23 protein-coding genes and 2 tRNA genes are annotated in these 26,417 nt (G+C 60.2%); 16 read left to right on the top strand and 9 right to left on the bottom strand.

Annotation, left to right across the window (positions count from 1 at the left end):
• Nucleotides 1-70: 70 nt before the first annotated feature.
• The 5 genes from murI to hemA are packed head-to-tail and all read right to left on the bottom strand — an operon-like array spanning nucleotide 71 to nucleotide 4,800.
• Complete coding sequence (murI, locus tag POF45_RS10985) at nucleotides 71-862, bottom strand: glutamate racemase (protein ID WP_259496594.1); 792 nt, start codon at nucleotides 860-862, stop codon at nucleotides 71-73.
• Nucleotides 855-1,610: a molybdopterin-synthase adenylyltransferase MoeB gene (locus tag POF45_RS10990; protein ID WP_282315671.1), complete on the bottom strand. Its 756-nt coding sequence runs from the start codon at nucleotides 1,608-1,610 to the stop codon at nucleotides 855-857. The genes murI and POF45_RS10990 overlap by 8 nt, the downstream gene beginning before the upstream one ends.
• A complete protein-coding gene (gene prmC, locus POF45_RS10995; protein ID WP_282315672.1) occupies nucleotides 1,604-2,434 on the bottom strand; it encodes a peptide chain release factor N(5)-glutamine methyltransferase in 831 nt (276 codons plus the stop codon). The genes POF45_RS10990 and prmC overlap by 7 nt, the downstream gene beginning before the upstream one ends.
• Nucleotides 2,435-3,517, bottom strand: a complete 1,083-nt coding sequence (prfA, locus tag POF45_RS11000; RefSeq protein ID WP_282315673.1) for a peptide chain release factor 1 — start codon at nucleotides 3,515-3,517, stop codon at nucleotides 2,435-2,437.
• The gene (hemA, locus tag POF45_RS11005) at nucleotides 3,514-4,800 is read right to left on the bottom strand and encodes a glutamyl-tRNA reductase (protein WP_282315674.1); all 1,287 of its coding nucleotides are present in this window, start codon (nucleotides 4,798-4,800) and stop codon (nucleotides 3,514-3,516) included. Before hemA ends, prfA begins: the two co-directional genes overlap by 4 nt.
• Nucleotides 4,801-4,983: 183 nt before the next feature.
• Between hemA and POF45_RS11010 the strand changes: the two genes are divergently transcribed.
• From POF45_RS11010 to ychF, 8 genes are all read left to right on the top strand, one after another.
• The gene (locus POF45_RS11010) at nucleotides 4,984-6,708 is read left to right on the top strand and encodes a tetratricopeptide repeat protein (RefSeq protein WP_282315675.1); all 1,725 of its coding nucleotides are present in this window, start codon (nucleotides 4,984-4,986) and stop codon (nucleotides 6,706-6,708) included.
• A 4-nt stretch (nucleotides 6,709-6,712) separates the two neighbouring features.
• Nucleotides 6,713-7,330: a lipoprotein insertase outer membrane protein LolB gene (gene lolB, locus POF45_RS11015; protein ID WP_259496600.1), complete on the top strand. Its 618-nt coding sequence runs from the start codon at nucleotides 6,713-6,715 to the stop codon at nucleotides 7,328-7,330.
• Between the two features lie 2 nt (nucleotides 7,331-7,332).
• Complete coding sequence (gene ispE, locus POF45_RS11020; RefSeq protein WP_282315676.1) at nucleotides 7,333-8,184, top strand: 4-(cytidine 5'-diphospho)-2-C-methyl-D-erythritol kinase; 852 nt, start codon at nucleotides 7,333-7,335, stop codon at nucleotides 8,182-8,184.
• A 36-nt stretch (nucleotides 8,185-8,220) separates the two neighbouring features.
• Nucleotides 8,221-8,295, top strand: a tRNA-Gln gene (locus POF45_RS11025).
• Between the two features lie 46 nt (nucleotides 8,296-8,341).
• Nucleotides 8,342-9,283, top strand: coding sequence for a ribose-phosphate pyrophosphokinase (locus POF45_RS11030; RefSeq protein WP_003208392.1), 942 nt, complete (start codon nucleotides 8,342-8,344; stop codon nucleotides 9,281-9,283).
• Nucleotides 9,284-9,424: 141 nt separating this feature from the next.
• Entirely contained in the window at nucleotides 9,425-10,024 is a 600-nt protein-coding gene (locus POF45_RS11035) for a 50S ribosomal protein L25/general stress protein Ctc (RefSeq protein ID WP_259503264.1), read from the top strand.
• A gap of 170 nt (nucleotides 10,025-10,194) precedes the next feature.
• On the top strand, nucleotides 10,195-10,779 hold the full coding sequence (pth, locus tag POF45_RS11040) for an aminoacyl-tRNA hydrolase (RefSeq protein WP_259496602.1): 585 nt from the start codon (nucleotides 10,195-10,197) through the stop codon (nucleotides 10,777-10,779).
• Between the two features lie 23 nt (nucleotides 10,780-10,802).
• Nucleotides 10,803-11,903, top strand: coding sequence for a redox-regulated ATPase YchF (gene ychF, locus POF45_RS11045; RefSeq protein WP_259496605.1), 1,101 nt, complete (start codon nucleotides 10,803-10,805; stop codon nucleotides 11,901-11,903).
• Between the two features lie 192 nt (nucleotides 11,904-12,095).
• Here ychF and POF45_RS11050 read toward each other — a convergent pair whose 3' ends face one another.
• Entirely contained in the window at nucleotides 12,096-13,313 is a 1,218-nt protein-coding gene (locus POF45_RS11050) for an MFS transporter (protein WP_259496607.1), read from the bottom strand.
• 333 nt (nucleotides 13,314-13,646) lie between these two features.
• On the opposite strand from POF45_RS11050, the gene POF45_RS11055 reads away from it, so the two are divergent.
• Nucleotides 13,647-15,704: a methyl-accepting chemotaxis protein gene (locus tag POF45_RS11055; RefSeq protein ID WP_282315678.1), complete on the top strand. Its 2,058-nt coding sequence runs from the start codon at nucleotides 13,647-13,649 to the stop codon at nucleotides 15,702-15,704.
• 16 nt (nucleotides 15,705-15,720) lie between these two features.
• Here POF45_RS11055 and POF45_RS11060 read toward each other — a convergent pair whose 3' ends face one another.
• On the bottom strand, nucleotides 15,721-16,632 hold the full coding sequence (locus tag POF45_RS11060) for a LysR substrate-binding domain-containing protein (protein WP_282315679.1): 912 nt from the start codon (nucleotides 16,630-16,632) through the stop codon (nucleotides 15,721-15,723).
• 226 nt (nucleotides 16,633-16,858) lie between these two features.
• Between POF45_RS11060 and POF45_RS11065 the strand changes: the two genes are divergently transcribed.
• From POF45_RS11065 to POF45_RS11090, 6 genes are all read left to right on the top strand, one after another.
• A complete protein-coding gene (locus POF45_RS11065) occupies nucleotides 16,859-17,977 on the top strand; it encodes an ABC transporter ATP-binding protein (RefSeq protein ID WP_282315680.1) in 1,119 nt (372 codons plus the stop codon).
• A gap of 15 nt (nucleotides 17,978-17,992) precedes the next feature.
• The gene (locus POF45_RS11070) at nucleotides 17,993-18,913 is read left to right on the top strand and encodes an ABC transporter permease (RefSeq protein ID WP_282315681.1); all 921 of its coding nucleotides are present in this window, start codon (nucleotides 17,993-17,995) and stop codon (nucleotides 18,911-18,913) included.
• Entirely contained in the window at nucleotides 18,910-19,719 is an 810-nt protein-coding gene (locus POF45_RS11075; protein WP_259496612.1) for an ABC transporter permease, read from the top strand. The genes POF45_RS11070 and POF45_RS11075 overlap by 4 nt, the downstream gene beginning before the upstream one ends.
• 27 nt (nucleotides 19,720-19,746) lie before the next feature.
• The gene (locus tag POF45_RS11080) at nucleotides 19,747-20,793 is read left to right on the top strand and encodes an ABC transporter substrate-binding protein (RefSeq protein WP_282315682.1); all 1,047 of its coding nucleotides are present in this window, start codon (nucleotides 19,747-19,749) and stop codon (nucleotides 20,791-20,793) included.
• A gap of 60 nt (nucleotides 20,794-20,853) precedes the next feature.
• Complete coding sequence (locus POF45_RS11085) at nucleotides 20,854-22,317, top strand: amidase (protein WP_259496615.1); 1,464 nt, start codon at nucleotides 20,854-20,856, stop codon at nucleotides 22,315-22,317.
• An 80-nt stretch (nucleotides 22,318-22,397) separates the two neighbouring features.
• Nucleotides 22,398-22,474, top strand: a tRNA-Met gene (locus POF45_RS11090).
• 80 nt (nucleotides 22,475-22,554) lie between these two features.
• Here POF45_RS11090 and POF45_RS11095 read toward each other — a convergent pair.
• The gene (locus POF45_RS11095; RefSeq protein ID WP_282315683.1) at nucleotides 22,555-23,664 is read right to left on the bottom strand and encodes a DUF2817 domain-containing protein; all 1,110 of its coding nucleotides are present in this window, start codon (nucleotides 23,662-23,664) and stop codon (nucleotides 22,555-22,557) included.
• Between the two features lie 165 nt (nucleotides 23,665-23,829).
• On the opposite strand from POF45_RS11095, the gene ggt reads away from it, so the two are divergent.
• Nucleotides 23,830-25,674, top strand: a complete 1,845-nt coding sequence (gene ggt, locus POF45_RS11100) for a gamma-glutamyltransferase (protein WP_282315684.1) — start codon at nucleotides 23,830-23,832, stop codon at nucleotides 25,672-25,674.
• A 78-nt stretch (nucleotides 25,675-25,752) separates the two neighbouring features.
• Here ggt and POF45_RS11105 read toward each other — a convergent pair whose 3' ends face one another.
• Nucleotides 25,753-26,394 carry a LysE family translocator gene (locus POF45_RS11105; RefSeq protein WP_259496619.1) on the bottom strand — a complete coding sequence of 214 codons (642 nt, stop codon included), beginning with the start codon at nucleotides 26,392-26,394 and terminating at the stop codon, nucleotides 25,753-25,755.
• Nucleotides 26,395-26,417: the final 23 nt, after the last annotated feature.

Here is a 26,417-nt window from a genome sequence, read left to right on the forward strand (position 1 = left end):
ACAGACTCAGCTATAGAATTCGGCGCTTAAACATAAGTTCAGCTGTGTAAGCGCTTATTTCACACTTTTTTTACAAGTCGAAGCTTCGCACAACGCCAGACGTATTCCACAGTATCGGCAAGATATTTCTAAACTGTTCAGGTTGGGCGCTGGTCCAGAACTGCGTGTCACGGGCGACGCCCTCGGCGAGCAGTTCACGCTCGGCCAGCAGACGCTGCAACTGCCGCGCCACGGCGGCGCCGGTGTCGATCAGGCTGATGTGCTCAGGGAGCATCCGCTTGAGTAGCGGCTTGAGGAAGGGGTAATGCGTGCAGCCAAGAATAATAGTGTCTGCACCGGCTGCCAGCAGCGGCTCGACATAGCCCTGAAGCAGTGTGGACAACGCAGCACTGTGCAGGTCGCCACTTTCAATCAACTCCACAAGACCAGGACACGGCTGGGTGATGACCCGCACGTCGGTGGCAAAACGATCGAGCAAGGCGGCGAACTTGGCGCTCTGCAAGGTGCCGGTGGTCGCCAGCACACCGACCACGCCACTGCGGGTGGCGGCAGCGGCCGGCTTGACTGCCGGCTCCATGCCGACGATGGGCCAGTCAGGGTAGTCGCGGCGCAGGTCTGCCACGCCAGCCACGGTAGCGGTGTTGCACGCCAGCACCAGGGCCTTGGCCCCTTGCTGCTGAAAAAACTCGGCCATCACACTGCAACGCTGGCGAATGAATGCCGGGGTTTTCTCGCCGTAGGGAATGTGGCCGCCGTCCGAGACATACAACAAAGACTCGTTGGGCAGCAGACGCTGAATCTCGGCCAGCACCGACAGACCGCCGACGCCGGAGTCGAACACGCCAATCGGCGCTTCACGCATGGGCCGGTCCACAGACGCTGCAACCCGGATCACGCTTGACCCGCAACTCGCGAAAACGCGTGCTCAACGCATCGATCAACAACAGGCGCCCAACCAACGGCTCGCCGAATCCGACCAGCAATTTCAGTGCTTCCAGCGCTTGCAGGCTGCCGACCAACCCCACCAGCGGACCGACCACACCCGCCTCGCTGCAGGTCAGTTCGGCTTCGCTGCCGTGTCCGTATAAACAGTGGTAGCACGGGCTTTCCGGGCGACGCGGGTCAAACACTGACAACTGCCCTTCCAGACGAATCGCCGCGCCACTGACCAAGGGCTTACGTGCAGCTACGCACGCGGCGTTGACCGCTTCGCGGGTGGAGAAATTGTCGGAGCAGTCCAGTACCAGGTCCACCGCCGCTATGGCAGCGGCCAGGGAGTCTGCGTCCAGCGCCGCGCGATGTGCGATCAATTGAATCTCGGGGTTGATCGCGCTCAAGCGGCGGATCGCCGAATCGACCTTGGTCTGGCCGACGCTGTCGGTGTCGTGAATGATCTGGCGTTGCAGGTTGGTCAGGTCGACGGTATCGAAGTCCGCCAGATGCAATTCACCGACGCCGGCAGCCGCGAGGTACAGCGCCACCGGCGCGCCCAGACCGCCGAGGCCGACGATCAGTACGCGGCTGTCTTTGAGCCGGAGCTGGCCGTCAATGTCGACATGCTGCAACAGAATCTGTCGGCTATAGCGCAACAATTCCTGATCATTCAGCACGGCAGGCGCCCCAGGCTGATGCGTTCGTGGCCGCCCAGATCGGTGCGGCTGTGGACGTCTTCAAAGCCGCGAGTGAGCAACAGATCACGCACTGCGTCGGCCTGATCGTAACCGTGTTCCAGCATCAGCCAGCCGCCGGCTTCAAGATAATCCGGCGCCTGGGCGACGATCAGACGCAGATCGTCGAGGCCGTCAACGCCGGCCACCAAGGCACTGGCCGGTTCGAAACGCACGTCGCCTTCCACCAGATGCGGGTCGGCGCTGGCAATGTACGGCGGGTTGCTGATGATCAGTTGAAAGCGTTGCCCTTGCAGCGCGCTGAACCAGTGGCTGCTCAGCACCGTGGCATTGTTCAGGTGCAGACGCTGGCGATTGCGCTCGGCCAGGGCCACGGCTTCGAGCACGCGATCCACGGCGGTGACGCTCCAGGCTGGACGCTCGCTGGCCAGCGCCAGGGCAATCGCGCCACTGCCGGTGCCGAGGTCGAGCACCTTGGCCGGTGTCGCCGGCAATAATTCCAGCGCGGCTTCCACCAGCAGTTCGGTGTCCGGGCGCGGGATCAGCGTATGTGGGGCGACTTCCAGGTCGAGTTTCCAGAAACCCTGCTGGCCAAGGATGTAAGCCACCGGCTCACCGCCACGGCGGCGTTGCAGGTACTCGGCAAAGGTCAGCGCCGCTTCGCTCGGCACGATGCGCTCCGGCCAGGTGTGCAGGAAACTGCGCGACTTGCCCAGGGCAGCAGCCAGCAGCAATTCGGCATCCAGGCGCGCGGTGGGCGAGTCGGGCAATTCGGCGGCCCTTAACAAACTGGCAATGATCGTCATTTACTCACCTATCGCTGCCAGTTGGTCAGCCTGGTATTCGGCCAACAAAGGTTCAATGACCGCTTCGACGCCACCGGCGAGGATTTCGTCGAGGGAATACAAGGTCAGGTTGACCCGGTGGTCGGTGACCCGACCCTGGGCAAAATTGTACGTGCGAATACGTTCGGAGCGATCCCCGGAACCGACCAGCAATTTACGCTCGCTGGCGATGGCATTGGCGGCGGCGCTGGTCTGCTGGTCATTGAGCTTGGCCGACAACCAGGACATCGCCCGTGCACGGTTCTTGTGCTGGGAACGCTCTTCCTGACATTCGACAACGATACCGGACGGCAAGTGCGTAATGCGGATCGCCGAGTCAGTCTTGTTGACGTGCTGACCACCGGCGCCCGAGGAACGATACGTATCGACCCGCAGATCCGCCGGGTTGATCTCGATGGTTTCCTGCTCGTCCGGCTCGGGCAGCACGGCGACGGTGCAGGCCGAGGTGTGGATACGGCCCTGGGATTCAGTGGCCGGCACCCGCTGCACGCGGTGGGCACCGGACTCGAATTTCAGCTTGCCGTAGACGTTGTCGCCCTCGACCCGGGCAATGACTTCTTTATAGCCCCCATGCTCGCCGATGTTCTCGGAGAGGATTTCCACCTTCCAGCCACGACGCTCGGCATAGCGCGAGTACATGCGGAACAGGTCGCCGGAGAAGATCGCCGCCTCGTCGCCGCCGGTGCCGGCACGGATTTCGAGGAACACGTTGCGCCCGTCGTTCGGGTCCCTGGGCAGCAGCATGCGTTGCAGGCTGCCTTCGATCTCGATCAGCTGTTCCTTGGCTTCGCGGACTTCTTCCACGGCCATTTCTCGCATGTCCGGGTCGCTGTCCTTGAGCAGAGCCTGGGCGCCTTCAAGGTCGCTTTGCACTTTGAGCAGCTGTTTATAGGCGTCGACGATCGGTTCGACTTCCGCGTATTCCTTGGAGTAGGTGCGGAATTTGTTCTGATCGGAAATGACTTCGCCATCGCCAAGCAGAGCGGTCAATTCCTCGAAACGGTCCTGGAGGATGTCCAGCTTATTGAGCAGTGACGCTTTCATTGCGGTTTTTTATCCGAGCTATCCGACGAGCCCTCACCGAGGGCAAAGAGTTCCTGGGCCATGGCCAGCGCATCGAGGCGACCTTCGGCAGTCAATTTTTTCAACTGGACGCTGGGCGCATGCAACAGTTTGTTGGTCAGCCCGCGAGCCAGTTGCACCAGCACGTCTTCGGCGCTGGTGCCGTTGGCCAGCATCCGCTGGGCCTTTTGCAATTCTTCATCGCGGGTGCGTTCGCTTTGCTGACGATAGGCCTTGAGTACATCCACTGCCGCCAGTTCGCGCAGGCGCACCATGAAGTCGTCGGCGCCGATCGCGACCATCTCTTCTGCTGCCTGGGCTGCGCCCTGGCGGCTCTTGAGGTTTTCGGCGACCACTTCGTGCAAGTCATCGACGCTATAAAGGTAAACGTCGTCGAGCTCGCCGACTTCAGGCTCGATATCCCTTGGAACGGCAATATCGACCATGAAAATAGGTTTGTGCTTGCGCAGTTTCAAGGCGCTCTCCACCGCGCCCTTGCCCAGGATCGGCAACTGGCTGGCAGTGGAACTGATAACGATGTCACTGCGCACAAGCTCGGCCGGAATGTCCGAGAGCAGCACGGCGTGCGCGCCAAACTGTTCGGCCAGGATACTCGCGCGCTCCAGGGTACGGTTGGCGACCACGATGCGCTTGACTCCCAGTTCGTGCAGATGGCGGGCGACCAGGGTGATGGTCTCGCCCGCGCCGATCAACAAGGCCTGGCTGCGTTGCAAATCGCTGAAAATCTGTTTCGCCAGGCTGACCGCGGCAAACGCCACCGACACCGGGTTCTCGCCGATGGCCGTGTCGGTGCGCACCTGCTTGGCGGTATTGAACGTGGCCTGGAACAACCGCCCGAGCAGCGGACCGATGGTGCCGGCCTCACGCGCCACGGCATAGGCCGATTTCATCTGGCCGAGAATTTGCGGCTCGCCCAGCACCAGAGAATCGAGCCCGGAGGCGACCCGCATCATGTGACGAACTGCCGCATCATCTTCGTGCACATAAGCGCTGGCACGCAGCTCTTCGAGGCTCAAATGATGATAATCGGCCAGCCAGCGCAGCACGACGTCCGACGACAGGTGATCCTGCTCTATATAAAGCTCACTGCGATTGCAGGTGGAAAGGATCGCAGCTTCGCGGCTGTCGGTAAGTCGGCAGAGCTGCTGCAAGGCCTCCACCAGCTGCTCAGGGGTAAAGGCCACGCGCTCGCGGACGTCTACAGAAGCAGTCTTGTGGTTGATACCGAGTGCAAGGAAGGCCATTCAAGGTCGCTGATAGTGACGTGAAGCCGGCAATTGTCCTACTTCGTCAGAGACAGAACAACTACTGCCGACTATTGTCCCAATTACCTGCCTCTATAAAAGGCATCCATTGAGACTCGGTTATGTTTGGCCGAAGGCTTGTGTCATGATGATCCGACCGCAGGTTAGTCGTCCTTCTCCTATATGAATAGATCTTCCGCGTTGCTCCTCGCCTTTGTCTTCCTCAGCGGCTGCCATGCCTTGGCACCCGTGTCGCCGGACGGTACGCCGCCGGTCGAAGACAGCACTCCGGCCCCTGAAAAGCCCAAGGTCTACAGCTCATTCAGTGAAGAAACCATCTTCAGTCTGTTGAGCGCGGAACTGGCTGGCCAGCGCAATCGTTTCGACATTGCGCTGGACAACTACGTGACCCAGGCCATCAACACTCAGGATCCGGGCATTTCCGAGCGGGCCTTCCGCATCGCCGAGTACCTGGGTGCCGATCAGGCCGCCCTGGATACCGCGCTGATCTGGGCGCGAAACGCTCCGGATGACCTCGAAGCGCAACGCGCGGCGGCCGTGCAACTGGCCCGTGCCGGGCGTTACGACGACTCCATGGTCTATATGGAGAAAGTCCTGCAAGGCAAGGGCGACACGCATTTCGACTTTCTGGCCCTGTCGGCGGCTGACACTGATCAGGACACCCGCAACGGCCTGATGAAAAGTTTTGACCGCTTGTTGCAGCGTCATCCGAAAAACAGCCAGCTGATTTTCGGCAAGGCCCTGCTGATGCAACAGGACGGCGACCTCAAAGGCGCGCTGACCTTGCTCGAAAACAATCCACCGGATGACGGCGAAGTGGCGCCGATCCTGCTGCGTGCACGTATTCTGCAAGCGCTCAACCGTGGCGGCGAAGCCGTTCCGCTGCTGCAGAAAAGCATCAAGAAATACCCGGACGACAAACGCCTGCGCCTGAGCTACGCCCGCCTGCTGGTCGAACAGGACCGCATGGACGAGGCCAAGGTCGAGTTTTCCAGCCTGGTTCAGCAGTACCCGGACGACGACGAACTGCGTTACTCCCTGGCACTGGTCTGCCTGGAAGCCAAGGCCTGGGACGAGGCCAAGGGCTATCTCGAAGACCTGATTGCCCGGGAAAGCCACGTCGACTCGGCGCACCTGAACCTCGGCCGGATCGCCGAAGAACGCAACGACCCGCAAGGCGCGCTGATCGAGTACGCCCAGGTCGGCCCCGGCAACGACTATCTGCCGGCGCAATTGCGTCAGGCCGACATCCTGATGAACAACGGCAAGACTGCCGAAGCTCAGAGCAAACTGGCGGCCGAACGTGATGCGCAACCGGACTACGCGATTCAGCTGTACCTGATCGAAGCCGAAACCTTGTCTGCCAATAAACAGGACGACAAGGCCTGGAAAGTCCTGCAAAAAGCGCTGCTGCAATACCCGGACGATCTGAATCTGCTCTACACCCGGGCGATGCAGGCGGAAAAACGCAATGACCTGGCGCAGATGGAAAAAGACCTGCGCCTGATCATCAAGCGCGATCCGGACAATGCCATGGCGTTGAACGCACTGGGCTACACCTTGTCCGACCGTACGACGCGCTACGCCGAAGCCAAGGCGCTGATCGAACATGCTCACCAGATAAACCCGGAAGATCCGGCCGTGCTCGACAGTCTCGGCTGGGTGAACTTCCGCCTGGGCAACCTCGATGAAGCCGAACGCTATCTGCGCCAGGCCCTTGAGCGCTTCCCCGATCAGGAAGTCGCCGCTCACCTGGGCGAAGTGCTGTGGACCAATGGCAAACAGCGGGAAGCCAAGCAAGTCTGGGGGAAATTCCTCAAGGACCAACCCGATAGCCCTACCCTGCGCGATACCGTCAAGCGCCTGACCGGATCAGAGACCCTTTAAGATTATGTTTTTGCGCCACTTCATCGTTTTCAGCTTTATTGCCTTGCTCGCCGGTTGCGCAGGCTTCGGCGCTCGTGAATCGGTCCAGGGTCATGGCGACCCGGCCCAATGGCGCGAACACAAACAGCAACTGACCAGCCTCGATGGCTGGCAAATCAACGGCAAGATCGGCATTCGCGCCCCGAAAGACTCGGGCAGCGGGACGCTGTTCTGGTTGCAGCGCCAGGACTACTACGACATCCGCCTCTCCGGCCCGCTGGGTCGCGGTGCCGCACGCTTGACCGGTCGCCCGGGCAAGGTGTCGCTTGAAGTCGCCAATCAGGGCCGCTATGACGCAACGAGCCCGGAACAGCTGCTCGAAGAGCAACTGGGCTGGAAACTGCCGGTGTCCAATTTGGCCTGGTGGGTTCGCGGACTGCCGGCCCCGGACAGCAAAAGCCGTCTGACCCTGGACGCCGACAGCCGTCTGGCTAATCTGGAACAGGATGGCTGGCAGGTTGAATATCTGAGTTATGCCGAGCAAAACGGCTATTGGCTGCCCGAGCGGATCAAACTGCACGGCACCGACCTTGATATCACACTGGTGATCAAGGAATGGCAACCACGCAAACTGGGGCAGTGAACATGACTGCCTCACGCCTGACGCTGCCCTCGCCTGCCAAGCTCAACCTGATGCTGCACATTCTGGGTCGCCGTGAAGACGGTTACCACGAACTGCAAACCATTTTTCAGTTTCTCGATTACGGCGATGAAATCACCTTTGCCGTGCGCGATGACGGCGTGATCCGACTGCACACCGAGTTCGATGGCGTGCCTCACGACAGCAACCTGATTGTGCGCGCGGCGAAAAAGCTGCAAGAGCAATCCGGGTGTGCGCTGGGTATCGATATCTGGATCGAGAAAGTCCTGCCCATGGGTGGCGGAATCGGTGGCGGCAGTTCCAATGCCGCGACGACACTGCTGGGTCTCAATCATCTGTGGACGCTGGATTGGGATGAAGATCGGCTGGCCGCCCTGGGCCTGTCGCTTGGCGCGGACGTGCCGGTTTTCGTGCGCGGGCACGCGGCTTTCGCCGAGGGCGTCGGGGAAAAACTCACCCCTGTAGACCCCGAAGAACCTTGGTATGTCGTGCTTGTTCCGCAAGTATCTGTAAGTACAGCAGAAATTTTTTCCGATCCGTTGTTGACACGTAACTCTTCTCCCATTAAAGTGCGCCCCGTTCCCAAGGGAAACAGTCGAAATGACTGCTTGCCGGTGGTATCAAGGCGTTATCCAGAGGTACGTAACGCATTGGATTTGTTAGGTAAATTTACCGAAGCAAAACTCACCGGAACTGGAAGTTGTGTGTTTGGGGGCTTCCCAAGCAAAGCTGAAGCTGATAAAGTCTCGGCCCTTCTTACAGAGACCCTTACAGGGTTTGTAGCAAAAGGAAGCAACGTTTCGATGTTGCATCGCAAGCTGCAAAGTCTGCTCTAAAGGAACCGATTACTGGGTAATCGTTGCAACAGATACAGGGGCGTCGCCAAGCGGTAAGGCAGCAGGTTTTGATCCTGCCATGCGTTGGTTCGAATCCAGCCGCCCCTGCCATTTTCCTATACTCATCCAGGTTACCCTCAGCCTTCAGGTACTGCGCGTGTCCAAGATGATGGTCTTTACGGGGAACGCTAACCCCGATCTGGCTCGGCGTGTTGTACGTCAGCTGCATATCCCTCTCGGTGACATCTCTGTCGGTAAGTTTTCCGACGGCGAAATTACAGCCGAGATCAATGAAAACGTCCGCGGTAAAGATGTCTTCATTATTCAGCCGACTTGCGCTCCGACCAACGATAACCTGATGGAACTGGTAGTGATGGCTGATGCCTTCCGCCGCTCCTCGGCTACTCGTATCACTGCTGTTATTCCTTACTTTGGTTATGCCCGTCAGGATCGCCGTCCGCGTTCCGCACGTGTGGCTATCAGCGCGAAAGTCGTTGCTGACATGCTTACCGTAGTCGGCATCGATCGTGTTCTCACGGTTGATCTGCATGCTGACCAGATTCAGGGTTTCTTCGATATTCCGGTAGATAACATCTACGGCTCCCCGGTATTGGTGGATGACATTGAAGATCAGCGCTTCGAAAACCTGATGATCGTGTCCCCGGACATTGGTGGCGTCGTGCGTGCACGTGCTGTCGCCAAGTCTCTGGGCGTGGATCTCGGGATCATCGACAAACGCCGTGAGAAAGCCAATCACTCTGAAGTGATGCATATCATCGGTGATGTCGAAGGGCGTACCTGTATTCTGGTCGATGACATGGTCGATACCGCCGGCACTCTGTGCCACGCGGCCAAGGCCTTGAAAGAGCATGGCGCTGCCAAGGTTTTCGCCTACTGCACACACCCTGTGCTGTCCGGTCGGGCGATCGAAAACATCGAAAATTCCATGCTGGACGAACTGGTGGTGACTAACACCATCCCGTTGTCCGCAGCTGCTCAAGCCTGCTCGCGTATCCGTCAACTGGATATCGCGCCGGTAGTTGCCGAGGCGGTCCGCCGCATCAGCAATGAAGAATCGATCAGCGCGATGTTCCGTTAAGGGCCCTGCCCTTCTCGAACATCCCGTTGTCGAAAAGCGCCCCGCCCCGGCATTCCTGTCGGGGCGGGGCTTTTTTGCCCATATCGCCTTTAGCGCTGGTCGCAAACGCTGGGGCGAATGTGGTTATTTTGGAGATACAACATGAACGATTTTACTCTGAATGCTGAAGTGCGTTCCGACCTGGGGAAAGGTGCGAGCCGCCGCCTGCGTCGTCTCGCAAGCCTGGTTCCAGCTGTAGTTTACGGTGGCGAAAAAGCCCCTGAATCCATCAGCATGCTGGCTAAAGAAGTTGCCAAACTGCTCGAAAACGAAGCGGCTTACAGCCACATCATCGAGCTGAACGTTGGCGGCACCAAGCAAAACGTAATCATCAAGGCTCTGCAGCGCCACCCGGCCAAAGGCCACGTGCTGCACGCTGACTTCGTACGCGTTGTAGCTGGTCAGAAACTGACCGCTATCGTGCCTGTACACTTCGTTGGCGAAGCTGCTCCGATCAAGAAAGGCGGCGAAATTTCGCACGTTGTTTCGGAAATCGAAGTTTCCTGCCTGCCGAAAGACCTGCCTGAATTCATCGAAGTTGACCTGGCTAACGCCGAAGTCGGCGCGATCATTCACCTGTCTGACCTCAAAGCCCCTAAAGGCGTTGAGTTTGTTGCTCTGGCTCACGGTAACGACCTGGCTGTTGCCAACGTTCACGCTCCACGTGTTGCTCCAGAAGCTGAAGAAGGCGCTGCAGAGTAATTCACTCTGTAATGCCGGAGTGAACCGGTAACATCGCGAACTGGTACGTAGCGAGAAAGCGGGCGAGAACGCGGAGTTTACATAATGGTAAATGAGCACTTGTCGTCCACTTTCGCCGCACACCCCGATTGCAGCGATGTTATCCACACTCCAAAGGAAGGGCCCCTATCGTGACTGCCATAAAACTGATCGTTGGCCTGGGAAATCCAGGCGCTGAATACGAACAGACCCGGCATAACGCAGGGGCCCTTTTTGTTGAGCGCATCGCGCACGCACAGGGTGTCAACCTTGTGGCCGATCGCAAATATTTCGGCCTGACCGGGCGCTATTCGCATCAGGGTCAGGATGTTCGTCTGCTGATTCCCACCACCTACATGAACCGCAGCGGCCAGGCCGTGGCGGCACTTGCCGGTTTCTTCCGCATCACGCCTGAAGAAATCCTGGTGGCGCATGACGAACTCGACTTGCCTCCGGGCGTTGCCAAGCTCAAACAGGGCGGCGGCCATGGCGGTCACAACGGGTTGCGCGACATCATCGCGCAACTGGGCAATCAGAATACCTTTCACCGCTTGCGGCTTGGCATTGGCCACCCGGGCGTTGCCAGTATGGTTTCAAATTTCGTCCTGGGTCGTGCGCCACGCGCCGAACAGGAAAAACTCGATGCCAGCATCGACTTTGCCCTCGGCGTGCTGCCGGATATCCTCGCCGGGGAATGGAACCGCGCGATGAAAAACCTGCACAGCCAGAAGGCCTGACTCTAACTCCTTGGGGAACCACCATGGGCTTCAATTGCGGCATCGTCGGCCTGCCTAACGTCGGCAAATCCACCCTGTTCAACGCCCTGACCAAATCCGGGATCGCGGCCGAGAACTTCCCGTTCTGCACCATCGAGCCGAACACCGGTATCGTGCCGATGCCGGACAAGCGCCTGGACGCTCTGGCGGCCATCGTCAATCCAAAGCGCATCCTGCCGACCACCATGGAATTCGTCGACATCGCAGGCCTGGTTGCCGGTGCCTCGAAAGGTGAAGGCCTGGGCAACAAGTTCCTCGCCAACATCCGCGAGACCGATGCCATCGCCCACGTGGTCCGCTGCTTCGAAGACGAGAACGTGATTCACGTCGCCAACAGCGTCGACCCGAAACGCGACATCGAAATCATCGACCTGGAACTGATCTTCGCCGACCTCGACAGCTGCGAGAAGCAACTGCAGAAAGTCGCGCGCAACGCCAAGGGCGGGGACAAGGACGCGGTCGTCCAGAAAGGCCTGCTTGAGCAACTGATCGAACACTTCACCCTCGGCAAGCCTGCTCGCAGCCTGATGAAGAACATGAGCACCGACGAGAAAGCGGTGATTCGTGGTTTCCACCTGCTGACCACCAAGCCGGTCATGTACATCGCCAACGTCGCTGAAGACGGTTTCGAGAACAACCCGTTGCTGGACGTGGTCAAGGCCATCGCCGAAGAAGAAGGCGCCATTGTGGTTCCGGTCTGCAACAAGATCGAAGCTGAAATCGCCGAGCTCGACGACGGTGAAGAGAAGGACATGTTCCTCGAAGCCCTGGGCCTCGAAGAGCCAGGCCTGAACCGCGTGATCCGCGCCGGCTACGAGATGCTGCACCTGCAGACCTACTTCACCGCCGGCGTCGAAGAAGTCCGCGCCTGGACCGTGCGCGTCGGTGCTACCGCACCACAAGCCGCTGGCGTGATCCACACCGACTTCGAGAAAGGCTTCATCCGCGCCGAAGTCATCGCCTATGACGACTTCATCCAGTACAAGGGCGAAGCCGGCACCAAGGAAGCCGGTAAATGGCGTCTGGAAGGCAAGGACTACATCGTCAAAGACGGCGACGTGATGCACTTCCGTTTCAACGTCTAAGTTATTCGGAACGAAGCACCCGCCCAAGAAAAAGCCGCGTTTGATACGCGGCTTTTTTGTGCCTGAAATAATCACTCGCAACACCACTGTGGGAGCGAGCTTGCTCGCGAAAGCGGCGTGTCAGCCAACATCTCTTTGAATGTCAGACCGCCTTCGCGAGCAAGCTCGCTCCCACAGTTGATTGGTGTTGAATCAGGCCTTTCTGGTACGCGGCAAGAACACCGCCAGCACCCCGAACAACGGCAGGAACGAGCACAGGAAATACACGTATTCGATGCCATGAACATCCGCCAGATGCCCCAGCAACGCCGCACCAATCCCGCCGAAACCGAACATCAAGCCGAAGAACACCCCGGCAATCATCCCGACGTTGCCCGGCACCAACTCCTGCGCATACACCACGATCGCCGAGAACGCCGAGGCCAGAATGAAGCCGATCACCACGCTGAGAATGCTGGTCCAGAACAGGTCAACATGCGGCAGGATCAAGGTGAATGGCGCCACGCCAAGGATCGAGAACCAGATCACCGCCTTGCGCCCGATCTTGTCGCCAATCGGCCCGCCGAAGAACGTCCCCGCCGCCACCGCCCCCAGAAACAGGAACAGATGCAGCTGCGAACTGGCTACCGACAGGTCGAACTTCTCGATCAGGTAAAAGGTGAAGTAACTGGTGAAGCTCGCCATATAGAAATACTTGGAGAACACCAGCAAACCGAGCACCACCAACGCACTGATCACCCGGCGCTTGGACAAGCCATGAGTGGCGGCCTGGCCTTGCTTGAGCTTGAACAGGTTCAAGTGATTGGCGTACCAGCGACTGATGCGATACAGCACGAACAGCGCAAACACCGCGAACAGCCCGAACCACGCTACGTGGCCCTGCCCGTAAGGAATGATGATCGCTGCTGCCAGCAACGGGCCAAACGCCGAACCCGCGTTACCGCCCACCTGGAAGGTCGACTGCGCCAGACCATAACGTCCGCCTGAAGCCAGGCGCGCCACCCGAGACGCTTCGGGGTGGAAGGTCGACGAACCGATACCGATCAACCCGGCTGCCAGCAGGATCAGCGGAAAACTGCCGACCTGGGACATCATCAGAATGCCGATCAGGGTACAGACGGTACCGGCTGGCAACAGCCACGGTTTTGGGTGGCGGTCAGTGTAATAACCCACCCACGGTTGCAGCAGCGAAGCGGTCAGTTGAAAGGTCAGGGTGATCAGGCCGACCTGGGTGAACGTCAGGCCATAATTGGCCTTGAGCATCGGATAAATCGACGGCAGTACCGACTGAATCAGGTCGTTGATCAAATGCGCCAGCGCCACGGCGCCGATGATGCGCATGACCAATGGGCTGCTTTGCGGAGGCGCGGACGCCGGCACGGGGCCGGTCTGGGCATTGCTGATAGCCATGAGAATTTCCGTACAGCGGATGGGTGCACAGGTGCAGGTGCGTCAATGTGCCATTTTTCAGTGCGGCTGCGCTATCCCCTTAGCCTGCTAACGACCTCGATTTTCATCGCCTGACAGGTGATAGCGCAACGCCATGGTCTGAATCTTGCCTTGCTTCTCCACTTCAATGCGGCCCCCTTACAAAGGGGATCGAGAATGGGAAGTTTCGCTACAGAGCCGGCCTACAGAGCGGGCAAGGGTGAACTTTCGAGGCCTTTTTAGAGGGCACAAGTCGCGGTCGCAACGACCTCGACGCACGCCAATGGTGCGTGGTGTCCAGAGGAGTCATGGGGCATGCAGGCTTTTTTATCACCGGGGATCGGATTGCTGGGGCGTTTCGGTTTCGCCCGCAAATTTCAGCTGCTGTTTCTGCTGTTCATTCTGCCGCTGGCGGGCAGTCTGCTAATGATTGGTCAGGACTACCGGGAAAAACTCAACCTGATCGCCGGCGAACGAGCCGGCGTGCGCCAACTGCTGGCCCTCGATGCACTCGATAACCTGCTCGCCGCCCAACGTGACCGCGCCGCCCGCTGGCGCGCGACCGAAACCAATCGTCAGCCGACCCCGGCCACCCTCGCCGCCATGGCCGCCTTCGATGCGGTGCAGCCCGCCGTCGCCCAAGCCACCACAGACCTGGGTAATGCCCTGAAAACCGAAGGCGCCGAGGGCGAAACACTGGCGCGCTATCAAGCCCTGCAAACCGCCCTCGCCGGCCTGGATTCGAAAAGCCTGAGCGGTGTCGGTTGGTGGCCGGACGGTTATGACCGCTTCACCAATGCCTTGAGCGCCCTGCAAGCGTTGCGTGAACAGATCGTGATGGACAACCGCCTGACCCTCGCGCCATGGCTGGAAACGTATTTGCTGACGCAGATCTCGACCCAGCACGCACCGGACCTGATCGAACGGGTTGGCCGCCTCGCCGCCGTCGGCCAGGCCTCGGTGGTGTCCGGGCAATTCACCCTGCAAAGCCGCCTGCAATTGCGTGACCTGCGCAGCCGCATTGGCGACGCCCGCGAGCAACTGGTGAAAACCGCCGGTCTGCTCGAAGGCCGTCTGCCCAGCGCTCTGCAAACCTGGGCCGGGCAATACCACGACAGCCTCAAGCACCTTGATACCAGCCTGAAGGTACTGGACGACGGCGTGTTCGGCGGCAGTATCAACCTCAAGCCGGAAGACTTCGAACACAGCCTCGACGCGTTGCTCACGGACCTCGCGTCCTTGCGTCAGCAATCACTGGTATCGCTGGATCAGCGCCTCGATTACTACCACAGCTCGGCGATCCGCCAATTCATCGTGGTCGCTGCGATCTTCGGTTGCCTGCTGCTGGCCGCGCTGTATCTGTTCGTCTGCTTGCAGGCCTCGATCCGCCGTAGCGCCAGCGGCATCACGGTATTGGCCGAAGCGCTGCGCGACGGCAACCTGAGCCTGCAAGTGCCGGTCGAAGGCCGGGATGAACTGGCGGCCATCAGCACCGCCCTCAACGTCGCCGTGGTGCAACTGCGCAACAGTCTGCTGGGGGTCGATCATGAGACCTTGCAGTTGAGCAACGCGGTCCGCGACCTCAACGATCACTCCAGCGGCGCCCTGGGCGAAGTCGAGGCCCAGCAGATTCAGATCAGCCAGATCGCCGCAGCCGCCACACAACTCGCTGCCACTTCCCAGGGCGTCGCGCAGAGTTGTGAACAGGCCTCCGGCAGCGCTCAGCACACCCAGCGCATTGCCGCCGACAGCAGTCGCGACAGCCAGCGCACCACCGCGAGTATTCAGCAGCTCAATCAGCGCCTGAACGAAACGGCAGCAGCGCTGGGTCGCGTCAGCGAGCAAGGGCAGCAGATTCAACTGGTGGTCGACACCATCCGTGGCGTCGCCGAGCAGACCAACCTGTTGGCGCTCAACGCCGCCATCGAAGCCGCCCGTGCCGGTGAACAGGGTCGTGGCTTTGCCGTGGTGGCCGACGAAGTGCGCAGCCTGTCGCAACGCACCCAGTCCTCCACCGCGCAGATTGCCGGGACGGTCGACAGCTTGCGCAACACGGTGAACGAAGCGGTGAGTCTGATGGAAGCCGCCTGCGGCCAGGCGCAATCCGATGCCGAGGCAGTCACCGGTCTTGGCGAACGACTCGGCGAAATCGCCAGCGCGGTGCAAAGCGTCACCGACACCCTGGCGCAGATTGCCACCGCCGTCGAAGAACAGGCCTGTACCGCCGATGAGGTCAGCGGCAACATCCAGCAAGTGGATCAGGCAGCGGTCAGGTTGCTGGAAGGCGCACGGGCGGTGAATCTTGCGGCAGACACCTTGAGCCAGGGCAGCAAGGCACTGAGCGAAAATACCGGGCGCTTTCGTTTGAGCTGAAACCACCGCGCCAGCATCACCCTCGGGGGCGGATCAGCGCCAGCGGAAAGTCCTGCTCCAGTTCGGCCTTGAGCCATTGGATAAACCACGCCACATCCGCCGACCGCTCGGCGGACGGGGTCAGTACGCGATAGCTTTCCAGTTTCACTTCAACATCCACTACCCGAACCAGCACGCCGCTGCGCAGTTCTTCCCGTACCAACACTTCGTTGGCCAGCGCAATGCCCTGCCCACTCTCTGCGACCGACAGCGCGTGGTCATTGTTGACGTAGAGCATGTCCGAGTTGAGGTGAACATCCAGGCCGTGGGCGGCGAACCACAGGTTCCACCATTCGCCGTCATCGACGTGGATCAGGTTGTGTTTCACCAGGTCAGCGGGGGTCTGGAGCGGGTCGATGCCCGCCAGGTACTGCGGGGTACAGATAGGAAACACCCGTGGACAGATCAGGCTCTCGCGAGATTGCGCGTATTGTCCGTCCAGGCCGTAGACAATCCCCAGATCGGCAGTCTTGCCATCCACTTCAGTGAACGTCGAGTTGGGTTCGATGGCAAATTTCAAACCTGGCCGCAAATGCCGTACGGCCTCGATGCGTGGCATCAACCAGCGCTTGGCAAATCCCGGCACCACCATGATTCGCAACCAACGCTCTGCGTCCTTGGGCTGCGCCTCTTTGCCGGCTTCGATGATCAACTGCAAGGCGGCGTAAATCTTGCGGTGATACTTCTCCCCCGCCACCGTCAGGGTGACACCCCGTGAGGTGCGCTCAAACAATTGAACACCCAGCCACTCCTCCAGCAACTTCACATGCCGACCAATCGCAGGCTGGGTGACGTGCAAGGCTTTCGAGGCTTCGACATAGCTGCCCAACCGAGCCGCCGCATCGAAGGCACGCACCGCATTCAGGGGCGGTAAACGGTGGTCAGGCATGTTGACAGACGCCTTCAGCTATTAATTTATTTAACAGCAGCTATGTTAAAACTGAAGTTTCGCTGCCGCAACCACTCACTGATAATCGAGCCACAGCCAAACAAAAAAACAGCTGGTTACACACGCAAACGCATCTCGATCCTGCCCAAAAAAATAATATCCATCGCCCGACGATTTCAGCTGCTGACAGCAGTATCGCAGGCAATGGGGGAATCGGAGGTAACGCATGAATGCTGTGCATTCGCTGCAAACGCTGGCGGTGTCGATCCGCTCAGTGCGCAAAGTCTACGGTGATCCGCACACCGGCCCGGTGGCGCTGAAAAACATCGACCTGGACATTCGCGACAACGAATTCTTCACCCTCCTCGGTCCTTCCGGCTGCGGTAAAACTACCCTCCTGAGGATGATCGCCGGGTTCGAATTTCCAACCCAGGGGGAGATTCTGCTCTACGGCGAAAACATCGCCGAGCGCCCGCCCTTCGAGCGCCCGGTCAATACGGTGTTCCAGCACTACGCGCTGTTCCCGCACATGACCATCGCCGAAAACCTGGCCTTCGGCCTCGAATCGCACCCAATGGGCAAAGTCCTCGGCAAATCCAGCATCGCCGAACGGGTGCGAGAAATGCTCGCCCTGGTGCAGATGGAACGCCTTGCCACCCGCAAGCCGGCCCAGCTTTCCGGCGGTCAGCAACAGCGCGTTGCACTGGCCCGGGCACTGGCGCCACACCCTAAAGTGCTGCTGCTCGATGAGCCGCTCTCGGCGCTGGACCTCAAGCTGCGCCAAGCCATGCGCGAAGAGTTGAAAGCGATTCAGGCCAAGACCGGCATCACCTTCATTTTTGTCACCCATGATCAGGAAGAAGCCCTGACCATGTCCGACCGTATTGCCGTGCTGTCGGAAGGTGAAGTGCAGCAGGTGGGGCGTCCGGAAGACATCTACGAACGCCCCAATAACCGCTTTGTGGCGGACTTCATCGGCGAAACCAATTTCATCGAAGGCACGGTCACCCGAGTCGAAAAGGGCCTGGCCTGGTTTGCCGGACCCGCCGGCCACCCGTTGCCGTCACAGCCCTGCAGCGGCATTCAGGTTGGCGCCAACGTCGCGCTGTCGGTGCGCCCCGAACGCTTGCACCTGGTACCGGATGGCACCGCAGGCGCGCTGCCGTGCCGCATCGACACGCAGATCTATCTGGGCACCGACCTGCAATACCACGTCAGCCTGGACGACGGTTCACGCCTGACCGTGCGCACGCCCAACAGCGTCGACCACAGCCAGCGGTTTGCCGTGGGCAGTCAGGCCGGCCTGTTGTTCGACAGCGGTAGCGCCAGCGTTCTGCGCGATTGAGCACGAGGGTTTGCCATGCACGTTTTACCGATCACCAATACCCTGGAGCGGCGTCGCGCCTTCCAGAGCTTTCTCGGTGTCAGCCCGGCGCTGATCGCCATCGGTCTGTTTCTGATCGTGCCGATCCTGATCGTCGTCGGCTATTCACTGATGGAAGCCAATCCCTATGGCGGCGTGAATAAAGTCTTCAGCAGTGACGCCTACACCTCGCTGCTATTCGAACGGCAGATGGACGACAGCCTGACGTTCGCCGACTCCTACCTGATCATCGCGTTACGCTCTGTCGGCATCGCCGGGCTGACCACGCTCATCACCTTGCTGATCGGCTTTCCGGTGGCCGTGTGGTTGGCGATGCAACCGCCGCACCGACGCGGCTTGCTGATCTTCCTGATCACGGTGCCGTTCTGGGCCAACCTGCTGATCCGCACGTACGCCTGGATTTTGCTGCTGCGCAACACCGGGGTCATCAACAACAGCCTGATCGGCCTCGGCATCATCGACCAGCCACTGCAACTGCTCTACACCGATGGCGCGGTGCTGGTGGGGCTGGTTTACACCTACGCACCGTTCGTGGTGCTGCCGATCTACGCCACCCTGGAAAAGATGGATGTACGCCTGCTTGAAGCGGCCCAGGACCTTTATGCCGGACGCCTGCGCACTTTGCGCAAAGTGGTATTGCCCATCGCCAGGCCGGGCATTCTCGCGGGTGCCATCCTCACATTCGTGCCTTGCCTGGGCGCGATGATCGCCCCGGAACTGCTGGGCGGCGGGACGCGGATGATGCTCGGCAACCTGATCTTCCGGCAGTTCAGCGATGCACGTAACTGGCCGTTTGGCGCGGCGTTGTCGCTGGTGCTGATGGCCGCGGTGATGCTGGTACTGACGGTCTACGCCTTGCGTGCCGAACGTCAGCGCATTGCCAAGGGAGGTGCGTGATGCTGCGTTTATTCAAACGTAAGGGCCTCGGCGTGCAGGATTTTCCGGGCTTCGGTGGCTTCAGTTTGCTGTTCTATCTGTACCTGTATGCGCCGATCGTGGTGCTGGTGGTGTTCTCCTTCAACGCCAACCAGTCGGCGACGGTGTGGACCGGCTTCAGCCTCGACTGGTATCGGGTGGCGTTCGCCAATCAGGCGTTGCGTCAGGCCGCTGGCAACAGCCTGTTGATTGCCGTTTGCGCCAGCATGATCGCCACGGTCATTGCCACCCTCGCCGCACTGGGCACCTCTCGCGGCGCCAGATTCAAAGGCATGCAGCTGTCGATGGGCGCAATCATGCTGCCCTTGGTGCTGCCGGAAATCGTGGTCGGCGTTGCCACTCTCGCACTGTTCTCGACCATCGGCCTGTCGCTGGGCTACGGCAACCTGATCATCGCCCACACCGTATTCTGCATCCCGTTCGCCTACCTGCCGATTCGTGCGCGGTTGAACGACATGGACCTGTCACTGGAACAGGCCTCGGCCGACCTGTATGCCGGCCCGTGGCGGACTTTTCGCAAAGTCACCCTGCCCTTGCTGATGCCGGGGATTTTCTCCGGGCTGATGCTGGCCTTCATCGTTTCGCTGGATAACTTCGTCATCTCGATGATGGTCTCGCAGGCGGGCACCACCACCTTGCCGATCTTCATCTTCGGCCTGCTGCGCATGGGTGTGACGCCGGACGTCAACGCCGTCTCGACCCTGATCCTGGGCGTCTCGGTGTTGTTCGTCAGCCTCTCTTACCTGCTGGGCAAAAAACACACCTGAACCTTCTACGTACTGTGGGGAAATAGCATGAGCAAGTTGATTGCAAGCGTCGCAACCTCGTTGTTACTGACTGTGCCGCTGACCATGGCGAGCAGCGTTCAGGCGGCGGAAAAACTCAATGTGGTGAGCTGGAGTGGTTATTTCTCACCGCAGATTCTCGCCAAATTCCAGAAGCAGACCGGCATCGAAGTCACCGTCGACTCCTACGATTCCAACGAAACGCTGCTGGCCAAACTCAAGCAGGGCGGCACCGGTTATGACGTGGCCATTCCGTCGCATCAGTTCGTGCCGATCCTGATCAAGGAGAAACTGCTGGAACGCTTCGACCCGGTCAACGAGCCCTACTATGCCGGCGTTGTCGACAACCTGAAAAAACCCACCTGGGATCCGGAAGGCGCCTACTCCGTGCCGTTCATCTGGGGCACCACCAGCGTGGTGCTCAACGGCGAACGCTACAAAGGCCCGGCCGACAGCTACAAAGTGCTCTACGAACCGCCGACCGAACTGCAAGGGCGGATCAACATGTTCGACTCGGTCAGCGACGTGATCGACATGGCCAGCCTGTACCTGAACATCCCGCTGTGCACCGAAGACCCCAAGCAAATGCAACAAGTGCTGACCTTGCTCAAGGCGCAGAAACCGTTCGTCAAAACCTACAGTTCCAAGGCCGGCTCGATTCGCGAGAACCTCGCCGCCGGCGAAATCGACATGTCGATGTTCTGGGGCGGTTCGTCGATGCGTGCCCGGGAAATGAAGCCCAGCCTGAAATACCTCTACCCGAAAGAAGGCGTGCTGGCCTGGGTCGACAATATGGTGATTCCGGCGGGCAGCAAAAACCCGGCAAACGCCAAGGCGTTCATCGCATTCCTCAGCCAGCCTGAAAATTCCGCGATGACCCAGAATTTCCTCAAGCATCAGAGTCCGATCAAAGGCGTCGAGCCGTTCCTCGATGCGGGCCTCAAGGACGCTCCGGAACTGCACATCCCCGAAGGCACGAAGGTGGTGTTCAGCAAGACCTGTGGCGAAGGCGCAATCCGCCTGGCCGACCGTCTGTGGACCAACCTGATGCGTTGATCTCTATCGCCCCGTCGCGATGAGGGGGCGTTTTTCCAGCCGTCTGAAAGGCAGCGTTGAATGACTTCAAACAACAACATCAGCGAACTGGTCCTGCTGCAGGCCCACGAACTCGCCGAACGTATCGGTCTGCGTCAGGTTTCCTGCCGGGAAGTGATGCAGGCGTATCTCGCCCATATCGAGCGCTTCAACCCTCGGGTGAACGCGTTGATCAGCCTGCAACCCCCTGAGGACTTGCTGGCCCAGGCTGATGTCCGCGATGCTGAACTGGCGCGCGGCCAATACCGCGGCTGGATGCATGGCCTGCCACACGCGGTGAAGGATTTGTCGCTGACCAAGGGCATTCGCACCACGCTGGGGTCGCCGCTGTTCAAGGATTTTGTTCCCGAGCATGACGGGATCATGGTGGCGCGGATCAAAGCCGCAGGCGCGATCATCATCGGCAAGAGCAACACCCCGGAATTCGGCCTCGGTTCGCAAAGCTACAACCCGTTGTTCGGCGCGACCGGCTGCGCCTTTGACCCGAGCAAGACAGCGGGTGGCAGCAGCGGTGGCGCGGCGGCAGCGCTGGCCATGCACCTGGTGCCGGTGGCTGATGGCAGCGACATGATGGGTTCACTGCGCAACCCGGCGGCCTTCAACAACGTCTTCGGTTTCCGCCCTTCCCAAGGCCGCGTGCCGTTCGACGACAGCGCCGATTTGTTCATCGATCAGCTGGGTTACGAGGGCCCGATGGGCCGCAGCGTGCGCGACGCTGCACTGCTGCTGTCGGTGCAAGCGGGTGGGGATGCCCGAGCGCCGTTGTCCATCGCCGAGCCCGGCAGCGTTTTCGCAGCGCCACTGGAACGCGATTTCAAAGGCACTCGACTAGGTTGGCTGGGGGATTTCAACGGCTATCTGCCGATGGAGCAAGGCATCACGGCTCTCTGCGAAAAGGCCTTCGCCGATTTCGAGAGCCTGGGCTGCCAGATCGAAGCCGTACAGCCGCAGTTCGCCCCACAACACTTGTGGAGCAGTTGGCTGACCTTGCGTCACTGGATGGTCGCCGGCTCTCTGGGCCCGGCCTATGCCGACCCGCAAAAACGCGCGCAGTTGAAACCGGAGGCCTGCTGGGAAGTGGAAAACGGCCTGAAACTCTCGGCCAGTGAGGTATTCAAAGCCTCGGTAGTGCGCAGTAACTGGTACCGCGCGATCTCCAGGCTTTTTGAAGACTTCGACTACTTGCTTCTGCCCAGTGCCCAGGTATTCCCGTTCGATAAAACCCAACCGTGGCCGACCTCCATCGAAGGCGTGACCATGGACACCTATCATCGCTGGATGGAAGTGGTGATCCCCGGCACGCTGTCCGGTTGCCCGGTGGCCAACGTGCAAGTGGGCTTCAACGCGAACGGCCTGCCCATGGGCCTGCAAATCATCGGCAAGCACCAGGCCGACTTCGCCGTCCTGCAATTGGCCCACGCCTACGAACAGGCCAGCCGCTGGTTCCAGCGCTGCCCTTCGCCCCTGTTAAGCGAGGGATTTTGATAAATGGTTGAAAGCGTAGAGAAATATTTTAAATTTATGCTTGACGCTTATTCATTCCAGGTGAATAATGCGCGCCACTTGGCTACATAGCTCAGTTGGTTAGAGCATAGCATTCATAATGCTGGGGTCCGGGGTTCAAGTCCCTGTGTAGCCACCAAGTACTAAAAACGGCTTACCGAAAGGTAGGCCGTTTTTTTATGCCCCGAGAAAAGTGCCCCGGGGTCGAAGCGAATTATCTCAAGCGCGCAGCGTCGGCAACTCCGACAGCGCCCGCTCCCAGATCTGCCAGGTGCGCAGCCAGACCATTGCCTGCCAGTCACTGTCAGCGGGAAAGAACTGCTCCAGCAAATTGAGTTTGATCTCGCGCCCCACCGCATCGCCTGGATCGCCATGCAGATGCAGCCACTGATCATCGCGCAAGTGGCGATGAACATCCGGCCCCGGATAAGTCCCGCACTCGATCACGAACGGCATCAGCCGCACCTGCGGCAAAGCATTGATCAGCGCCTGCGAGGTGTAGCCGGTGGCCGTTGCCGCCACGCCGGTTTCACTCGTGGTGTTGGCGCCGGTGTGCAGGGTGTAGAGCCATGGACCGTAAATCGCCTGCGCCTCTTCCAACGCCGGATAAGCGTGCTCGGTGATGGTCAGCAGCATCGGATGCCCGTACTCCCCTGCCCCGGTGTGCAGGTCGAAACACATCGCGACCTCGGCATGGGCGACGTGCTTCTGAACGATCTGGTGCAGGGTGCGGTTCGACCAGCTCGGCGCCAGCCCTCCGTAAAACAGACCATCGGGATGACGGTGCTGGCCACCCTCGACAATCGACATCACCGCCGGCCAGCCATGTTCGCGAATCTGCGCATCAAGCAATGCATCGGCGCGCTCACGCTCGGGGCCGTGCAATTGAGAGCAGGCATAAATCTCATGCAGCGTCGAGTAAGCCTGATTGTCCGGCAGCGGACGTTCGAAGTTCAGGTGATTGCGGTTCAGATCGATGTTGTCTTCGTTGACCCGACGCAGCCACGCGGTGCCCCAGGGATTGATCAGATGAATCATCACCACCGCGACATCCGCTGGCAGTGAGCGCTTGCCCAGCTCCTGCAGCCACTTGATCTGGCAACCCGAACCGTAGAAGCCTTCGACGCCATGGGTGCCGCTCAGCGCAATCAACAACCGCTTGGCGCCCGGATCACCAAGCACCGCCACATCGGTACTCAAGGACTCGCCGAACGGCCCCTTGAGTGGGTGCGCGTACTCGGTCAGTGTCGCGCCGGCGGCAGTGGCTGCGGCGAGGAATTGTTCACGTTGCGTACGGTAACTCGGCTGGGTAGGAAACTCGGTTTGCATGTCTGCCTCTTGTTGGTTTTCTGGCCGCTCTGATGCCTTCGACCCTACAGAAAATTCGCCAACTCATGAAGGACAAAAACACCTTGGTGGCAGCACGCGGTTTGCGTCCTGCTCTGTCGGCCGATAAAGTCCCCTGACCTTTTTCCCACGGACGGAGTGCCCAACGTGTTCTCAGCCTTCCACTTGAGCCGCTATCGCCTGTCAGCCCTGTCGCTGATCGCCAGTGCATTGACCCTCGCCGCCTGCAACACCCCGCCCTCCGCGCCTTCAGTGTCGAGCCTGCCAATGGCCCCGGAACTGGCCTCCGGTTACCGCACCGACCTGCATACCCAATACGCCTCGAAACACATGGCGGCAGCCGCCAATCCGCTGGCAGCCGAGGCCGGACGGGAGATGCTGCGCCAGGGCGGTTCGGCCATTGATGCCGCCATCGCCATGCAAGCCGTGTTGACCCTGGTAGAGCCGCAATCTTCAGGCATCGGCGGCGGTGCGTTGATCGTGTTGTGGGATGGCAAGGCGGTGCGCACGTATGACGGACGGGAAACCGCGCCAGCTGGCGCCACCGAGAAGCTGTTCCTGCAAGCTGACGGCCAACCGATGCCGTTCACCGACGCGCAGATTGGTGGCCGCTCCGTAGGCACGCCGGGTGTGTTACGAGCGCTGGAGCTGGCCCATGAGAAACACGGCCGTCTGCCTTGGGCCAAACTGTTTGAACCCGCGATCAAGCTGGCGGAACAAGGTTTCGCCATTTCGCCGCGCCTGCATCAGTTGATCGCGGCCGATGCGTTCATCCCGCGCTCACCGGACATGGCCGCCTATTTCCTGAATGCCGATGGCAGCCCGAAAGCCGTCGGCACACCGCTGAAAAATCCGGCACTGGCCGCCGTACTCAAACGCATCGCCAAAGAAGGCCCGGATGCGCTGTACAAAGGCGCCATCGCCGACGAAATCGTCGCCAAGGTCAATGGCAACAAGAACCCCGGCAGCCTGTCGCTGAACGACCTGCAAGGCTATCAAGCGAAGGAACGGGCGCCGCTGTGCACCGATTACAAACGCTGGCAGGTCTGCGGCATGCCGCCACCGTCCTCGGGCGGGATCGCCGTGGCGCAGATTCTCGGCACCTTGCAGGCCCTGGAAACCCGCGACCCAGGCCTGGCCCTGGCGCCGCTCAAACCGGTCAAGACCACCAAACCGGCTGGCATCGAACCGGCACCTGAAGCCGTGCACCTGATCTCCGAAGCCGAACGGCTGGCCTACGCCGACCGCGCGCAATACGTGGCCGATACCGACTTCGTGCCGGTGCCGGTCAAAGGCCTGACAGACCCGACGTACCTCGCCAGCCGCGCGGCACTGATCGGCGAACGCAGCATGGGCACGGCCAAGCCCGGCACACCGCCCGGGATTCAGGTGGCCTACGCGCCAGACCGCTCGCCGCTGCGCATCTCCACTTCACAAGTGGTGGCGGTGGATGACGAAGGCGGCGCCGTGTCGATGACCACCACCGTGGAAGCGGCATTCGGTTCGCACCTGATGGTTCAGGGGTTCCTGCTCAACAACCAGATGACCGACTTCTCGTTCATCGCCGAAGAGAACGGGCAGAAAGTTGCCAACCGCGTCGAACCCGGCAAACGTCCACGCTCGTCCATGGCGCCGACCCTGATCTTCGATCGCCAGAGCGGCAAATTCCTCGCCACCGTCGGCTCGCCCGGCGGTTCGCAGATCATCGAGTATGTCGCCAAATCCACCATCGGCCTGCTGGACTGGAACCTCGACCCGCAAGCCGCCATCAGCCTGCCCAACTTTGGCAGCCGCAACGGCCCGACCGAGCTGGAACAAGGCCAGTTCAGCCCGGCGCTGATTCAGGCGCTGAAGGACAAGGGACACACGGTAAACGAGATAGACATGACCAGCGGGACTCAGGCGATTGTCCGGGTCAAGGACGCACAGGGGAAAGCGTCGTTGGCAGGCGGGGCTGATCCGCGACGTGAGGGGCAAGCGTTGGGGGATTGAGGCTAGGGCAGAAATCAAAAAAGCTTACCGCAAGGTAGGCCTTTTTTGTTGTGGGGGCGCCTTCAACATATCGCTAAATCAGCGACTGGCCACCAGGTGAGCACCAAACAGCAGGTAGCAACTGCCGGCGAACCGGTCCAGCCATTTGCGCGAGCGCTCATAGACGCCCGCCACTCGCTGGCTGGCGAACAGCAGCGCGACGCTGCAATACCAACTGAACGACAGGGTTGCCATGGTCAGCACAGCCAGCGCCAGCAACAGCGGCGGCACCGATGCGGGCATGGCGGTGGCGAAAATCGTCGCGACAAACAGCGCCGACTTGGGGTTGGTCATGTTGCCGAGAAAACCCTGCCCATAAGCGGAAAACAGCGTTCGCCCCACCTCGTCTGGCGAACGACTGTCGCCCGACATTGCCACCGGCTTGCGCTTGAACTGTTTCAACCCGAGATAGATCAGGTAGCAGCCACCGGCAATCTTGAACGCCAGGTACAGCGTCGGCGCCGCGCTGAACAGCGACTTGATACCCAGGCCACCGGCCAATCCCCACAACACCGTGCCACTGGCCACGCCCAAAGCTGCCACCACGCCGTGTCGGCGCGAATGGCTGGCCGACAGCTGGGCGATGTTGAAGAAGTTCGGACCCGGCGTTATCACCGCCACTGTCCACAACAACGCCAGCGACAGTAGAGGGGCGGCATACGCCAACTGTGATTGTTCCATCCTGAAAACCGCCTTGGCGTTAA

It is taken from the genome of Pseudomonas fungipugnans, assembly GCF_029955235.1.
Lineage (GTDB): Bacteria > Pseudomonadota > Gammaproteobacteria > Pseudomonadales > Pseudomonadaceae > Aquipseudomonas > Aquipseudomonas fungipugnans.

Excerpts from the sequence above, each read along its gene's own strand:
- murI (WP_259496594.1), bottom strand. The coding sequence starts at position 862 with ATGCGTGAAGCGCCGATTGGCGTGTTCGACTCCGGCGTCGGCGGTCTG.
- prmC (WP_282315672.1), bottom strand. The coding sequence starts at position 2,434 with ATGACGATCATTGCCAGTTTGTTAAGGGCCGCCGAATTGCCCGACTCG.
- prfA (WP_282315673.1), bottom strand. The coding sequence starts at position 3,517 with ATGAAAGCGTCACTGCTCAATAAGCTGGACATCCTCCAGGACCGTTTC.
- hemA (WP_282315674.1), bottom strand. The coding sequence starts at position 4,800 with ATGGCCTTCCTTGCACTCGGTATCAACCACAAGACTGCTTCTGTAGAC.
- POF45_RS11010 (WP_282315675.1), top strand. The coding sequence starts at position 4,984 with ATGAATAGATCTTCCGCGTTGCTCCTCGCCTTTGTCTTCCTCAGCGGC.
- lolB (WP_259496600.1), top strand. The coding sequence starts at position 6,713 with ATGTTTTTGCGCCACTTCATCGTTTTCAGCTTTATTGCCTTGCTCGCC.
- ispE (WP_282315676.1), top strand. The coding sequence starts at position 7,333 with ATGACTGCCTCACGCCTGACGCTGCCCTCGCCTGCCAAGCTCAACCTG.
- POF45_RS11035 (WP_259503264.1), top strand. The coding sequence starts at position 9,425 with ATGAACGATTTTACTCTGAATGCTGAAGTGCGTTCCGACCTGGGGAAA.
- ychF (WP_259496605.1), top strand. The coding sequence starts at position 10,803 with ATGGGCTTCAATTGCGGCATCGTCGGCCTGCCTAACGTCGGCAAATCC.
- POF45_RS11050 (WP_259496607.1), bottom strand. The coding sequence starts at position 13,313 with ATGGCTATCAGCAATGCCCAGACCGGCCCCGTGCCGGCGTCCGCGCCT.
- POF45_RS11055 (WP_282315678.1), top strand. The coding sequence starts at position 13,647 with ATGCAGGCTTTTTTATCACCGGGGATCGGATTGCTGGGGCGTTTCGGT.
- POF45_RS11060 (WP_282315679.1), bottom strand. The coding sequence starts at position 16,632 with ATGCCTGACCACCGTTTACCGCCCCTGAATGCGGTGCGTGCCTTCGAT.
- POF45_RS11065 (WP_282315680.1), top strand. The coding sequence starts at position 16,859 with ATGAATGCTGTGCATTCGCTGCAAACGCTGGCGGTGTCGATCCGCTCA.
- POF45_RS11070 (WP_282315681.1), top strand. The coding sequence starts at position 17,993 with ATGCACGTTTTACCGATCACCAATACCCTGGAGCGGCGTCGCGCCTTC.
- POF45_RS11080 (WP_282315682.1), top strand. The coding sequence starts at position 19,747 with ATGAGCAAGTTGATTGCAAGCGTCGCAACCTCGTTGTTACTGACTGTG.
- POF45_RS11085 (WP_259496615.1), top strand. The coding sequence starts at position 20,854 with ATGACTTCAAACAACAACATCAGCGAACTGGTCCTGCTGCAGGCCCAC.
- POF45_RS11095 (WP_282315683.1), bottom strand. The coding sequence starts at position 23,664 with ATGCAAACCGAGTTTCCTACCCAGCCGAGTTACCGTACGCAACGTGAA.
- POF45_RS11105 (WP_259496619.1), bottom strand. The coding sequence starts at position 26,394 with ATGGAACAATCACAGTTGGCGTATGCCGCCCCTCTACTGTCGCTGGCG.